The organism is Rhodococcus erythropolis R138 (assembly GCF_000696675.2).
Classification (GTDB): Bacteria; Actinomycetota; Actinomycetes; order Mycobacteriales; family Mycobacteriaceae; genus Rhodococcus_F; species Rhodococcus_F erythropolis.
Genome location: NZ_CP007255.1, coordinates 1,321,810 through 1,335,968 on the forward strand (window position 1 = coordinate 1,321,810; position 14,159 = coordinate 1,335,968).

Genomic DNA, 14,159 nt, shown 5'->3' on the forward strand with positions numbered 1-14,159 from the left:
CCTATCCCTTCTCGTATCCGGTGTATTCGACGACTGCGCATCCCCATGTGAACCCGACGCCGATGCCGGTGAGCATGATCCGGTCTCCGGGGTGCAGGGCCTTGCTGCGGCGGAGCAGGTCGAGGCCCAGTAGTGGGTCGGCAGCACCGGTGTGGCCGATGGTTCTGCCGAGTTCGACCAAGGTCTGCTCGGCGCGGATCTTCAGCGGCTCGAAACATTGTTTGCGGAGTAGGACGTTGCCGAAATTCGGTACGATCCAGGTGGCGATGTCACCGTGATGAGTGGCGGCATCACCCAAAGCTGTTTCAGCGCATCGAGACAGAGCGGCCGCGTTGCGTGACCAGAACTCGTCGATGGAGTGAGTCTCGGTGAAGCCCCCCACCCGTGCTCGGAGATCGATCGGGTCGGCGGTGCCGTAGACAGGCATGCTTGTGCGCTCGTGCCCGCGGTGCATCTGCTCGAGGTGTGCATCAGTGACTACGGAAGTCGAAAGAATACGAAAGGGACCCGGATCCGGGCCGATGACAGCAGCGGCCGCGCCGTCTCCGTAGGCGAGACCGCTGTCGGAATTCCACCGGTCGAACAGGGGGAGACGCCAAGCGTCGGATGCAGTTACCAGGCCTTTGCCGTGTCCGTCGAACCAGCGGCCGATCAGTTCGATTCCGACGATTGCTCCGGCGCAGGCTGTTCGGATCTCGATCGGCAGGCAGTCGTCGATGCCAAGTTCGTTCTGAATGTAGGCGCCGCAGTTCCACGCCTCCAGGCCGTTGTGCAGAACCACTGCATGCACGAGTAGGTCGATTTCGTTGCTGCTGATTCCGCTGTCGGCCAACGCAGCTCTGCCTGCGAAGACTGCCATCTCCGGCGCGGATTCGCCGATATCAGGGTCCGACACTGCAACCGAAGTCTGTCCGGTCTTCTGCTGTTCGACGGGATCGAACCGTCCTTCGGTCACCATGTCGGAGGCTTGTTCCCGCCTGTCCGGTAGGTATGAGCCGAAGCCTTCGATGTAGAGGCCGCCCCACCTCATGACGCGACCTTCGTCACCGACGTCTCACGGACGCGTAGCTCGTCGCTCTTCCTGTTCAAAAGGGCGGAGGCAGAGTTGATTCCGTCGATCGTGACATCATTGACGAAGTGGTGTCCACCGATCCCGACCGGCAAAGGCAGCCGTTGCCGCCCGTCCCGATGACGCACTGTGTCGGCCAATGCGGCGCCGAGGACGCCCGGTGTGGACAAGACGTCGTTCCAGGTGGGAAGGCCGAGGCGCCTCATTACAGTCAGGGCGCGATCAAGTTCAGCTTCACTGATACTTCCCCGCAAATAACCCAGTGCAGACGTCAATGCCATGTCGACAGCTACGGCTTCACCGTGCAGAAGTTCCGGTAGTGCTTCCATCTCGAGCGTGGGCGAGAATGTGTGGCCGTAGTCGACGCAGCGTTCGAGGCAGGATTCCCACAGATTGGGCTGCAGTTCCTCGAGCATCAGGTGGATCGACTCGGCGATGACTTGTGTTGCTGCTGTGTCGAGTTCGTCGGAAGAGCCCTGAAACCTGTCATCGATCAATCGTTCCCCGAAGATTTCCAGCAGTTCGAAGAGGTCGAGGGATTTGATCAAGGCCATCTTGAGTATCTCGGCAAGGCCGTTGGACAAGTGTCGGTTGTCGAGGGTACGCAGGAATGCTCGGTCGACAAAAGTTGCCAGGGCCGGTGCATACGTCCCCAGTCGATTCTTGCCCATGCCGTAGTTGACTCCGGTCTTGACGCCGACCCCGGCGTCGACGAGGCCGATCAGTGTGGTGGGGACCCGGATGTACGGCGTTCCGCGGCGGTAGACGCTCGCGGCGAAACCGACAATGTCGAGTAGAACACCCCCGCCGATCGCGATTACCGGCTCCCTGCGTCGGTCGATGCCGAATCCGTTCATCGCGTCGACCACCCGCACCGCAGAACCCCACTCTTTGACCGTCTCGTCGGCTCGCATCGGTACGAAGGATGCTCGTATTCCGTGGTGTTCGAAGTAGCCTCGAATTCTATCCCCGTGAATTCGGTCGACGTTCGCGTCGATGATGATCAAGCGTCGGTCTCCGCGGTGTAGCGACGCTGCGCTGCACCCGTCGAGTAGTCGAGTGCTGTCCTTGGCGAACAGATTTCGTGCGGCAATCACGTGATACTCGACCTGTTTGACCGCTTCGACCTTCCATGTCGAATCGGTGGCCGCGCTGTGGCTGAGACCCAGTTTGAATGAAGCGGCACTACGCATGTCGATCCCCCTAGACGGTGTGAAAGAGCGTTCGCGAGCTGTGTCAGCAGTACGGCGGTACTTCAGTGAACGAAATGAACTTTCGAGGAGAACAGTAGGACATTCGCATAGTGATCGCTACAAGAGTAGAATAGATCACATTTGGATCGGTAGATGCTGCGGAATTGGGAGGTTGCATGGCCGGGGTGCCGGGACAAGGGCGGAAGTTCGACGTAGACGCGGCCTTGGACAAGGCGATGTATGCCTTCTGGGAGCACGGCTACGAGGGGACATCCGTTGCCATGTTGACTGCTGCGATGCAGATAAATCCACCGAGTCTCTACAGTGCTTTCGGCGGCAAGGAAGGAGTGTTCTTTGCCGCCGTCGATCACTACAACGCGACTCGCGGCGACTTCATGGACCGGGCGTTCGCCGAAGAGCGCGAGGCATCCGAATTGATTCGCCGCCTCTTGAACGACGCGGCGTCCCATTACACCGACGAGTCTTGTCCGGGTGGTTGTCTGATCATCAGCGCGGCGGTCAGCGTGACCGACGCCAACAGTCACATAGCAAACCGATTGCGCGACATGCGAAATGCCAACGTGGTGTTGCTGTCGCAGAGGATCGCAGCCGATATCGCCAACGGACTCATGCCCGCTGACTCCGATCCCGAGGACCTTGCCGAGTTCATCGGTGTAGTCATCCAAGGCATGTCTCAGCGCGCCCGAGACGGTGCAACACAGAGGCAATTGGAACTCGTAGCGAACAGGTCTTTCGACTCGCTGAACTTCTCGAAAGACCTCATCGGCTGAACAGATTTCAGTTGACGGTCGGGGGTCGAGCTGGATTGGGCGATGGAGAGCATCGAGGTCGGTCCTAGTGACCTTCTATCCCAATGTAATTCGTCACTGACCGTGATGGCTGTCGGTTCGTTGGAGGAAGGGGCGGGGCCAGGCGCCGAGTGCGAGAACGGCGAGGATCGTCTGGACTAGTCCGGTGGTGAAGAAGATGCCCTGCAGCGGCGACCAGGCGAGAACGATGGCGATCTCGACGAAGATCCAGATCATCATCGTCAGGCCGGCGGCGGCGTGCAGGCCCCATGCCAGGCGGAACCTGTTGTGCTGAGCGAAGAGTGCGACGGCTTGGATGCCTCCGACGACGACGCCGAGGAGGATTCCGGGCAAGAAATATGAAGGGAAGACGGTTCCCTCGATCCACTCCGGAGGCAGGCCCATCCCGCCGCCGATCGTCAGGCCCGCCATTCCTACGAGCGCAGAGAGCAGGTTGAGCCACGCGATGGCGGACAGACCGATCCGGAGACCCCGTGGAGGGAGCGATGTGGACGTCATGCCTGACAACGATAGAGAGGGTCAGTCGAGCCCGTCCATGTTCCTGCGCGTTGCCGCGCTGGCAGCGTCGGCATCACCCGCGACGATTGCTTCCACCAGATCTCGGTGGGCAGCGGCTTCGTCGTCGATGGATTGGGGGTTTCGTGCCGTGACGTCGGTGATAACGTCCAGGGCCGAGTTGCGGAGCGTTTCGATGAATGAATCGAACACCATCGACAACACGCTGTTGTGCGCAGCATTCACCACGGCGCGATGTAGTTCCATGTCAGCGTCGACAAATTCTGTTGGTGTCGAAGCATTTTCACGGGCTTCGAGTGCTGCCCGTAACAGGTCGACGTCGGCAGAGGTCCGACGCATGGCAGCCAGGCGGCCAGCTTCCACTTCCAGAAGTCGGCGTACTTCGTAGACTTCGCGGCGGTCCGAGCGTTTGAGTTCTCGCTCGAGTTCTGTGACCGGAGTCGAGGACATGACGTAGGTGCCGGATCCTTGATGAGAGTAGAGCTGTCCCGACGCGATCAGTGCACGCACGGCTTCCCTGCCGGTCGAACGCCCGACTCCGAGGAGCGTGCTCAGATCCTGCTCGTTCGGGATTTTCGTCCCGACCGGCCACTCGCCGTCGCCGATGAGGCGCGCAAGTTCGTCTGCGGCTTTCTGTACCAGTGACTGCTGCTTGACCTGGCGCACTGCCATGTGTCTGCTCCTGACTGACTCGGTGAACCGCCGTGGAGCGGCCCACCGAGTGACACTTCATGTCCTCCGATGAATCTTCAGACTACGGTGCAGTCTGTCGGGTTATCGAAGGGCGATGACGTCCAGTTCGCGCTCCGTCTCGTCCTCCGGGTCGAGGCGTCGATCGCGCAAGGTGAATGCGATGACGGCTCCGACCAACAGCACTGCAGTTGTCGCCCCGATCGCCATGCGCGGTCCGAAGTGATCTGCCAGGTAACCGAACAGCGGAGAGGCGATGCCTCCCACTGACATTGCGAGTCCGAGGGTCACCCCACTTGCCGTGCCTGGGCGGTTCGGTAGGTAGTCCTGCGCCAATGTCACCTGTGGCGCGAAGGGCAAGAACATCGCGAATCCGAGACAGACGATTCCCAATTCGGCAATTGCCACGTTCGGAGCCGCGGCGAGCAATGCCAGTGAAGGTACCGCAAGCAGGTAACCGAGTCGGATGGATGCACGTCGACCACGACGGTCCGCGAGGACTCCGCCCAGTAGCGTGCCGGCCGCTCCCGCCAAGGTGAAGGAGGACAACACGATTGCTGCACTCAAGGACGATCCGTTCAGTCCGTTGAGTACGTACGGTGAGACCAACGACAGCGTGGTCACATATGGAATTGACCAACACACCGTTACCAGCACGAGTCGGGTGAACGAGCGCCAATCATCTGACACGGGACCGTTCGCTGCTAGCTGCAAACTCAACGGCTGGGCTGATTCGGCGTCCGTGCCCGTGCCGGCCGATCGTGATTGGGCGACGATCCACCAAATAGCCGCTACCACTGCAGGAACTGCGAGCAGGTAGCCGCCGGACAATCCGAGCGAACCGACCACGAGCGTGACGAACGGTGGCGCCAGTGAGGCTCCCAACGTGCCGCCCACGGAGAACACGCTCATGGCCTTCTGCGAGTGACCTCCAGCTGCGCGTGCCAAATTTGTGGCGGGCGGATGGTATGCGGCAATGCCGATGCCGGCCAAAGCAATTGCCAGCCAAGTAACGATGTAGGTGGTGCTCATCGCGGCCACGACAATTCCCGTTGCGGCCGTCACAAAACCTGTGGGCACCAGCCAATTCCGGCTCTTTCGATCGACCAGCATGCCGAATGCGGGTTGCACGACACTGGATAGTCCGGTCGCGGCGAGCGTGATTCCGGCAACCGCGGAGTAGGAATATCCGCGTTCCAGCATCATGAACGGCAACAGTGCAGGCACAGCCCCCTGGTACAGATCGTTCACGACGTGTGTGCCGGTGAGAAACGCAACTTGCCCCTTCTTCATCTCCTTGGGCATCCCTTCGTTCAGGTCTTCAAGTCCTCAGGTCCTCTGAGGACTTGAAACCTACATGAACTCACGAACGCACGGTTGTGTTGGAGACCTGGATCTCATTCGCGACGACTGCCTAACTCGCAGCAGTCGCGGTATTGCGGGCGGCGAGTTGTGCGAAAGCGTGGGTCAGTTCTGCCGGGCCGACGACATCGATGTCGGTGTCGAATCGGTTGAAGGAGGCTGCCAGCGCCGTCCAGGACCATGATCCGGCTTCGAGGCTGCACTGGTCGGGGCCAAGATCTTCGACGATTCCGTCCCCGACAAAGGGAAGAACATAACTGGCTGGTCGATGGAGAACGACCTTGCCATGGCACGGCCAATTGTTGATATGTTCCGATCCTTTGAAGCGCGCGGAAACGTATTCGCTGACGTCGCCGCCGGGGATTTCCTTCGGTGTGAACCGCGGGCCGTTCGGGGTGCGTGGAGTGATGCGATCGGCGCGGAAGATTCGCCAGTCGTCTCGCTCGAGATCCCACGCGACGAGGTACCAGCGACGCTTGGAGGTCACCAGATGATGTGGCTCCACGCGGCGTGGGGGTGTTATTTCGATGTTGTCAGTTGAGCGCCCGTTCGAGTAGTCGAAGCGGAGCACCTCGCGAGCGCGCACTGCTGCGGAAATCGCTACGAGCACCTCAGGGGACACCGAGTCTGCGTCGCTGGAATCGGTCGAAATCGTGGTGAACGTGAGTGCGTCGAGGCGATGGCGCAGACGCGACGGCATCACTTGCCGCAAGGTGGTCAGCGCACGCACTGCGTCCTCTTCGATGCCGACGCCGGTCAGCGTCGCCGCCTGCAGAGCGACTGCCAAGGCGATGACCTGATCGTCGTCGAACAGCAGGGGTGGTAGCTCGCTGCCGGCGTCGAGTCGGTATCCGCCGTCCGGGCCCATGGTCGCCGCAGTGCTGTAACCCATCTCCCGGAGCCGGTCGATGTCGCGGCGGACCGTGCGGTGGCTGATGTCGAGCCGCTCGGCGAGTAGAGCGCCCGGCCAGTCGCGCCTCGTCTGCAAGAGGGACAGCAGATTCAAGAGCCGAGTGGTGGTCGCCATGTCGTGAGACTACGACGAGTCTAGGACGAAAACAGTCCTATACGGCTGTGAGAGTCGACGTTGTCAGGGAAAACCCGGGCGACGTTCGTACTAGGAGCAGACATGAGCATCAAGACAACGACCCACCTCAACTTCCGCGGAGACGCCCGCGCGGCTCTGGAGTTCTACCAGTCCGTCTTCGGTGGCGAGGTCACGATCGCAACCTACGGCGACTTCGGAATGCCCAAGGATGTGCCTGGCGCTGAGAACATTGTCTTCGGCCAAGTCGAAACCGCGGACGGCTTCAGCGTGATGGCGTACGACATCCCAGGACAGTCGGGCGGTTCGACCGCCAATGCCGGCACGACGCACCGTGAGAACGGCACCACGATCACCGACCAACCGTTCTTCGTCTCGGTTCGCGGTGAATCGCTCGAAGAGGTGCAGGGTTATTGGGCCAAACTCTCTGTCGGTGGATCCATCATCGAGGGTCTTGCCGCGGCGGCGTGGAGCCCCGGATTCGGCATGCTCACCGATGCGTTCGGGGTGACGTGGATCCTCGACGTCGCTGCCGGCGAAAACCCGGCCTGATCATTCAGACGACAAAGCCGCTGGCACCGAAAGGTGTCCAGCGGCTCCAGCGCGTCGGTGCCCGTCTTGCGCCTCTCGGCAAGTGGCCACTCGAAGTGGCAATTCTGGGGTGGTACCCGGGGCAAAGAACCGAACACCGACACCATCTACAACGAACCTCTGCGGAGAGTTATTCCAAGCTGACTTGTGCCGCGGTCAATCGTGGTCCTGCTCATCGCTCAGCTCCAGCAGAGCTGAGATGAGGATCTGAATCAGCCGGTGACACCGGTCAATTCGTTGGGGGCGTGATCGAGGGTGGTCTCGGTCAGGATGCTGCCGTCTTCGAGGTCGACGGCGATCAGCTTCTTCGACGTGGGATCGGTGACGTACGCGGTGTGGTCTTCCACGAAGAGTGCCGGCCTGGGCTCTTGCCACTTGGTGGGCTCGGTCCATGCGTCGATGACGGCGATCTTCTTGGTGACGACGCCGGTGTTCGGGTCGACGACGTGGATGGCGCCGTCGGTGCCGAGCACCAGTGCCTCTCCGTGCGGTCCGCGGCCGAGTGAGCGGAAGGTGTAGCTGGTGCCGAGGTCGACGAGCTTGAGTTCGGACGTCGTCGTGTTGGTCAGCGAGACCCGTTGCGGACGTTCGAGTTCGGCGTCCTTGTCAGTCTTGTAATCACCCAGGACGATGTCCGACTCCTCCGAGCCTGCTTGATTTCCGATGCGGCCGTATGCATCCGGACTCTGGACCTTGGTGATCGCTCCGTTCTTGTACACGAGCAACCCGTCCTGGCAGCCCAGCACGATGGCTTCGCCGGCAGCGACTGCTTCGCCGTGGACACCGGGGCACTGTTCGTTGCGCAGGATTTCCTTGCGGTCGGCATCGAGGATGGCAATGCCGTTGCGGGACTCCGAATTTCCGATGGTCGTCAACAGGCTACCGTCGGCAAGTGCGACCGCAACGCCGTGATGGGGTTCTGGCGTGGTGTACGTCTCGACGCGAGGTTGGCGCTTTGCCAGTTGCGCCGGATCGAAGATCTCGACGAGTCCCGAGCCGTCGTTGAAGAGAACGGTTTTTCCGGCATGGCGTACAACGTGTCCGGGTTCGTTGGCTGCGAACTCGACCTCGGACATCGCGGGATCGGCTGTGTAGTAGTGGGAATGGTCGCCGTGGGCCGAGGACCACGTGCCGGTATCGAGCACCTTGAACGCCTCACCCGACGAGATCATGACGTGGCGACCGTCGCCGGCCGGGTTGAGTCGCGTGAAGCCGTCGATCTTGGTCTCGCCGACCACGTCGAGCGAAGTTGCATTTAACACCAGGATGCCGCCGTCGTAGGAGACTGCGAGACGCGGTGTTGCCGAGGCTTGTTCGGTGGGTGCGGACGCGGTTGTCGTGGTGGTCTCCGACGGGGCCGAGTCCTTGTTGTCGGACGAGCAGCCTGTGACGAGGGCGAGTGAGAGGCCAACTGATGTGGCAAGGGTGAGGCGCCGCGACATGCGGGTGTTGAGGTGCATGGGTATAGATCTACTGCTTAATGTAAATGATTGTCAAAGTCGAGTATGCGAATGTTCGCATGTCGGGCGTGGGCACCGCGCTCGAGCATTCGCGAGCCGACGACCTCGAACACGAGTTCCCAGAAAGGGCGTTCCGATATTGAGCGGTTGAGAACATGCCTGCGATTCTTTTGCCGCGTACGGAATCAGCCGCGTCGAACGCCTCGACATTGGATCATGGCCGTCGGCGTCAGTCATGACCCAGGATTCCAGGACTGGCAGCAGGCCTGGGCATAGTGTGTATTCCCGCCCAGGTCGGCCGGTGTTCGAGTATGTGGGTCCTGATGTCGGCCTGATGCCGAGGACTCCGAATTCGGTGTTGATCAGGAATCCGGAATCGCTCAGTATCGATCCGAAGGCTCCGTCAGCGAGTGCATGGTCGAAGGGCATTCCATGCGCCACAGCGTTGTTGGCTGCCGCGCACGCGTAGTAGCCGAAGGGGCTGCGTCCGAAGGATGGCGCGTACGCGACGTAGCGACGGCTTAAAGGGCCATGTCTTTGGCCCACTGATCCAACTCGAGCAAATTGGCGCCGACGGCGCTTCCGCTTTTAGTTCCAGTGCAGGTTGGGCGGCGTGGTTTTCATGCTCCAGTGGGCCCGTGCCTCGCGACGGGGAAGCCGGTTTGTTGGCTTGAATTTGAGGTTCGTCTACTGCTCTCGGGCCGTCGCTCGTTCCGAGTTCAGGTGAGGTGGCGGCTGGGAGGCGTCAGCGTGGCTTCGACGCCCCATCAGGTAAAAGGCGATAGTGGCCGGCGTGATGGTTGCGAGCGCAACGTAGGACATGGCACTGACTGGAGACGGTGCGGGGAAGAAGATTCCGTTGAGATAGATCCATGAGGTTGCGACGGCACCGGCGATCAGTGCTGCGATTGTCACGGCGGTGGCTGCGCGCTCGCGGAAGAGGAGCATCACGGCGCCGATGCTGATGACGACGTATGGGCTCACCCAGAAATAGACGACCAGAGTTGACACTGCGTTATAGATGGAAGGAAGTGGGCCCGTGGCGCCGATCACCAAAGTGCAAATGCCGAAGAGGCCACCGAGAATGATCAGCAGGATTGCGGAAACAGGGCTGTGGAATCGGGAGTGTATGCGTGTGAACCTTTGTGGTAGAAGCTTTTCGGCTGACAGGGTGGCGACGAAGCGGGATCCGTAGTTGACGAATCCGATCAGTGCGGCGAAGGTCGCTACGGCGACAACGAGGTCCGTCATTTGTCCCATTGCGGTCGGTAAGCCCGCATTCTCGGCCAGGGCGGCGGGGGATGATGTGCCGGAGAGGATTTGGTCGGACGTCTCCGTGATTCCTGGTGCCTGTAGGAAGGTTGCGATCACGTACAAGGTTCCAAGCACGATGGGGACACTCATCACGGCGGCCGGCACATTCTTCTTCGGGTCGCGGGTCTCCGTGGCCAGGGCCGCGCTCCCCTCGAAACCGACCAGGAACGCAGTTCCGGATGCGATGCCGGCCACGATCCCGCTGACGGACGCGCCCTGAAGAGTCAGTTGTTCCTGCAGATGTAGACCAGTGTGAATCGCACTCGCCCCGGTAATGGCCAGCAACAGTGGAAGACAAATCGCAGTGAGTAGGACCGCGATTACGATCGAAACATCTAGGCCGCGACAGGTGATCGCCGCGACAATTGCTGCGGAGGCGAGGTAGATCGCGATTTGTGCAGGGCGATCGAGGCCGCCGTCGATGCCGATAGATTGCAGGAAGCTACCGCTGTACGCGCCGATGACCAGCAAAATGCTTGCGACCATCGCCAGATACCCGAGGAACAACGAGGCTGCGATCAGTGACTGTGCCCATCGCCCGAATACTTCGCCGGCGTAGGAGTAGAGCGATCCGGAGGCGACATACCGGCTAGCGAAGACGGTTACTGCTCTGCCGACGCAGATGACTGTCAGCGCTGCGAGCAGAGCAGCGACCCAACCACCGAGTCCTGCGTTGAGTACCAGCAGCATTGGAAACGACGCCATGCCGACGGCAGGGATCATTGACGAGATGGCCAGCGAGGTCAGTTGAAGGCGGCTGAGATGGCCGGATTCAAGGTTGATGGACTCCGTATCAGTCTGTGCTACAGCATTATTCGACGAGTGATTCATGTGTGCGTCCTTGAATTTGTGCACTGTCGAGTGCGGGCAGGGGCTATATGCCGGGATCGGCCGCGATCGCGCGTGTGAGGATCGGGATAGCCCTCAGGAGATGGTGATGTCAGTCACATGACTGAGTCGATCGACTGAGATTAGCTTCGCCCTTGCTGTTCGTCAATGAGTTCCGGGAAATTCCTTGAATGCAGCTGCGGGATTCCGATGATGACGGGCACGACTGCGGCCCGGCGCTGTCGATTGCAACGCCGGGCGGGAAACGGGAAAACTCTAGTGGGGCGGGTGGATCGAATCGATGATGCCGACGATTGCGGACGAGATGGCGTCGAGTTCGGGTGCGCTCACTCCGGTCGCGCCAGTTGCGAGATTTTGCATGTAGATTCCGTCGATTGCGCCGATCGTGTAGCGGGCGAGCAGTGTGGCGTCGCTGCCGGCGATGTCGGTTGCGTGCCGAAGCTCATCGGCGAAGGCGGATATGTACGTCGTGTAGCTGGCTCTGGCGAGTTCGGCCTTGTCCGGATTGCGCAGCGCCCACAGCAGCAGCTCGTATTGGGCGATCGGGACGTCCCGATCGGCGTGGAGAAGATCTTGGAAGCGTTCGAGCAATGAACGGATGATCTCTTGACGTGTCCAGCCAGTTGTCGGTACCAGGCGTGATCCCACTGTGGTGGCACGAAACATGTCGTCCACGGCGGTATAGATCTCTCCTTTGCCGTCGAAACTGTAGTGCAACGCAGCGAGGTTGACTCCGGCTTCGTCGGCGATGCGGCGGGTGGTCGCCGCGGCCAGTCCGTCGCGAATGATGACTCGGGCGGCGGCCTTGACGATCGCAGTCCGCCGCTCGGATGCTGTCAGATACGCCATTCGCTTTACCGTTCACCTTCTCGTTGTCGTGGGACTCCAGGGGTCGAGCGTATCGATGTCACTCAGCGTGCGTGACACCCTGGTCGATCCTTTATCTGCCCGGTGCGTTCCGGGTGCGTCGTTGCCGCTCTTCGGGATCTCTTGCAGTTTGCCTATTGACGCTAGCTCCGATCCGCCATAATCTCAGTCACATGAGTTAGTCATGTGACTGACTTCATTGCTCGACTATAGCGCTTGGCAGATCACACCAGGGCGAGAGCTGCGACATCGCACAAAACCGCGTCTCTCTGACGCGCAACCAAATCGCTTGCCCCATGCCCCGAAACTGGAGGGACCACCCCATGACCGACATCCGAGAGCGGGTGGATACAGATCCACCGCGACCCGATGAATCCCATACCCGGTGTGCGCCCGACGTCGCCGTCACGATGGAGTTCGACCCACCCCCGTTGGTACGAGCTGTCGTGACCCGCCTGCGCGTTGCTCTCGATTCCGACTCAGGCAGGAAAGCTCTCGAGGCAATGCCCCCCGAGGTCGACCTGCAGTCGACCAGTGATCCGCAAAGCGCGCGATTGACTCGAACAGCAACCGGCGTGCACGTCAGTAGCCCCGAGGGGTCGACAGTTCCTGTTGTCGGAATCAGCGTCGACGAACTGGCGATATCCGAGGACGAGCCCCTGGCGGGCACTGCGAATGTTGCCGCGTTAACCCCTCTTATCGAACCAGAGCCACCGACGCTGGACATCGCAGCGTGTGAATTCTGGGAGAAAGCTTCGGGCCTGCCTGGAATGCCCGGATTGTCATTGGCTGCTCTCGACACGGGCGCAGCCGTGCACGTGGGGCCGACAACGGATGCGTATGAAATTCACGGGCTCGAGATGGATCTACGTCGACTGCTAGCGGGTTTCGAGTTGTTCGTCTATTCCCTGCGCGCAGGGAAGTTCTACATCAAAGGCACGAACCGACAATTGTCGGTCGTCGCGGGAGCATCAATGAAGGCGGTCCTCCATGTCTGACACGACGAACCTCGGTGAATGGATCGGCAACAATTCCGTTCGCACGATTCGCGCACAAACCGTGACGTTGGATGGTGCCTTGGTCGGAAAACATCTGTCACCCAAAAAGTTTGAGTCCGGAGCGCAATCGGGCTGGGGATTCGCTGATATCGCCCTCGCAGTCGATCTCGGGAATACCGCTCAGCTCGGATTCGATTTCGGTGATTGGCGCGGTGAGATGCACGACGTCTTCCTTCGTCCCGACCTTACGACTCTGTCAACCGACGCATCACTACCAGGTCTCGCCACGGTGATGTGTGATCTGGTCGATCAACACGGGGCACCGCTTCCGGTGTGTTCGCGATCCACGCTCGCACGTGTGGTCAAAGAGCTTGCCGAGCTTGGATTTACAGGTAAGGCGGCCGTGGAGATCGAGGCCACGGTGTTCGAAGAGTCGATCGAGCAGGCCCGCGAAAAGCGTTTCACGAACCTGCATCCACTCGGCGGTACCCAGGGCGCGATCTACCTGTTGAGCAGATCACGGGACTACACGACGCTCATGGACGCAATAGCTGACCGCATCGAACGGGCCGGAATCCCTTGGGAAGGCTGGGCAGACGAGTCCGCGCACGGCCAAATCGAAGTAAATCTCCCACCGACCGACATTCTCACCGCAGCGGACTGGTACGTACGAACGAAGCAGATCATGCGGGAAGTCGCCTACGAGCACGGTCGCACCATCACCTTCATGGCTCGGTGGTCGCCGGACCAGTTCGGGCAGGGCGCTCACATCAACCTTTCGCTTCAACAGGACGGACGGAACGCCTTCTTCGATGAAGTTGAGCCCTCGCGCCCGTCGGAGACGATGCGGAACTTCATCGGTGGCGTCCTCGACACAATGGCGGCGGCCAGTTCTTTCCAGTATCCGACCGTGAACTCATACCGCAGAATCGCAGAATTCGACGGACCTCCCACCACCGTCACGTGGGGTGTTGACAACAAGAGTGCGGCCGTTCGAGCCGTCTGCACGACCGAGAAGCTCTCTCGTGTCGAGTATCGCGTCCCGTCGGCGGACGTGAACATCTATCTGTCGATGGCATCGTTCCTTGCCGGCGGTCTGATCGGCCTGCGCGATCACAGCGATCCTGGCCTCGAATGCACCGTCATGGCCTGGGGATTGCCGCCGGGAACCCCGAAGTTGCCAGCCAGCCTCTCTCGAGCGATCGCGGAATTGAGTGGCGATGTAAACCTGACGGAGGTTTTGGGGCGAGAGCTGGTGGAGTACTGGATCGGCACGCGCCGGTGGGAATGGTTGCAGTTCTTCACCACTGGGGGAGACCCGGCCGCAGGAGTCTCCGACTGGGAGCTCGAACGCTACTTCGAGCACGTCTGACAA

Annotated in this window: 13 protein-coding genes; 4 read left to right on the top strand and 9 right to left on the bottom strand. The window is 60.6% G+C overall.

Features of this window, described 5'->3' with window-relative positions:
- Position 1 precedes the first annotated feature (1 nt).
- Together H351_RS06065 and H351_RS06070 are read right to left on the bottom strand one after the other, a co-directional pair.
- Positions 2-1,030 carry a 3-oxoacyl-ACP synthase III family protein gene (locus H351_RS06065; RefSeq protein WP_020971052.1) on the bottom strand — a complete coding sequence of 343 codons (1,029 nt, stop codon included), beginning with the start codon at positions 1,028-1,030 and terminating at the stop codon, positions 2-4.
- A complete protein-coding gene (locus tag H351_RS06070; RefSeq protein ID WP_029256450.1) occupies positions 1,027-2,262 on the bottom strand; it encodes a sedoheptulose 7-phosphate cyclase in 1,236 nt (411 codons plus the stop codon). The genes H351_RS06065 and H351_RS06070 overlap by 4 nt, the downstream gene beginning before the upstream one ends.
- A gap of 176 nt (positions 2,263-2,438) precedes the next feature.
- Here H351_RS06070 and H351_RS06075 point away from each other — a divergent pair, with 176 nt between their 5' ends.
- Positions 2,439-3,053, top strand: a complete 615-nt coding sequence (locus tag H351_RS06075; protein ID WP_020909395.1) for a TetR/AcrR family transcriptional regulator — start codon at positions 2,439-2,441, stop codon at positions 3,051-3,053.
- 93 nt (positions 3,054-3,146) lie between these two features.
- Here H351_RS06075 and H351_RS06080 read toward each other — a convergent pair whose 3' ends face one another.
- From H351_RS06080 to H351_RS06095, 4 genes are all read right to left on the bottom strand, one after another.
- Positions 3,147-3,590 (bottom strand): hypothetical protein, encoded by a 444-nt coding sequence (locus H351_RS06080; protein WP_244891447.1) that lies wholly within the window; start codon positions 3,588-3,590, stop codon positions 3,147-3,149.
- A gap of 21 nt (positions 3,591-3,611) precedes the next feature.
- On the bottom strand, positions 3,612-4,280 hold the full coding sequence (locus H351_RS06085) for a FadR/GntR family transcriptional regulator (RefSeq protein ID WP_020909393.1): 669 nt from the start codon (positions 4,278-4,280) through the stop codon (positions 3,612-3,614).
- 102 nt (positions 4,281-4,382) lie between these two features.
- On the bottom strand, positions 4,383-5,591 hold the full coding sequence (locus tag H351_RS06090; RefSeq protein WP_051636607.1) for an MFS transporter: 1,209 nt from the start codon (positions 5,589-5,591) through the stop codon (positions 4,383-4,385).
- Between the two features lie 121 nt (positions 5,592-5,712).
- Positions 5,713-6,687: a helix-turn-helix transcriptional regulator gene (locus H351_RS06095; protein ID WP_029256447.1), complete on the bottom strand. Its 975-nt coding sequence runs from the start codon at positions 6,685-6,687 to the stop codon at positions 5,713-5,715.
- 102 nt (positions 6,688-6,789) lie between these two features.
- Between H351_RS06095 and H351_RS06100 the strand changes: the two genes are divergently transcribed.
- Positions 6,790-7,257 carry a VOC family protein gene (locus H351_RS06100; protein ID WP_029256446.1) on the top strand — a complete coding sequence of 156 codons (468 nt, stop codon included), beginning with the start codon at positions 6,790-6,792 and terminating at the stop codon, positions 7,255-7,257.
- Between the two features lie 251 nt (positions 7,258-7,508).
- On the opposite strand, the gene aztD is transcribed toward H351_RS06100, so the two are convergent.
- From aztD to H351_RS06115, 3 genes are all read right to left on the bottom strand, one after another.
- Positions 7,509-8,756, bottom strand: coding sequence for a zinc metallochaperone AztD (gene aztD / locus H351_RS06105; protein ID WP_037119876.1), 1,248 nt, complete (start codon positions 8,754-8,756; stop codon positions 7,509-7,511).
- Positions 8,757-9,443: 687 nt separating this feature from the next.
- The gene (locus H351_RS06110) at positions 9,444-10,901 is read right to left on the bottom strand and encodes an APC family permease (RefSeq protein WP_037120598.1); all 1,458 of its coding nucleotides are present in this window, start codon (positions 10,899-10,901) and stop codon (positions 9,444-9,446) included.
- A gap of 273 nt (positions 10,902-11,174) precedes the next feature.
- Positions 11,175-11,768: a TetR/AcrR family transcriptional regulator gene (locus tag H351_RS06115; protein ID WP_019745642.1), complete on the bottom strand. Its 594-nt coding sequence runs from the start codon at positions 11,766-11,768 to the stop codon at positions 11,175-11,177.
- 341 nt (positions 11,769-12,109) lie between these two features.
- Between H351_RS06115 and H351_RS06120 the strand changes: the two genes are divergently transcribed.
- Both H351_RS06120 and H351_RS06125 read left to right on the top strand, forming a co-directional pair.
- The gene (locus H351_RS06120) at positions 12,110-12,784 is read left to right on the top strand and encodes a hypothetical protein (protein WP_019745641.1); all 675 of its coding nucleotides are present in this window, start codon (positions 12,110-12,112) and stop codon (positions 12,782-12,784) included.
- A complete protein-coding gene (locus H351_RS06125; protein ID WP_029256443.1) occupies positions 12,777-14,156 on the top strand; it encodes a glutamine synthetase family protein in 1,380 nt (459 codons plus the stop codon). Before H351_RS06120 ends, H351_RS06125 begins: the two co-directional genes overlap by 8 nt.
- Positions 14,157-14,159: the final 3 nt, after the last annotated feature.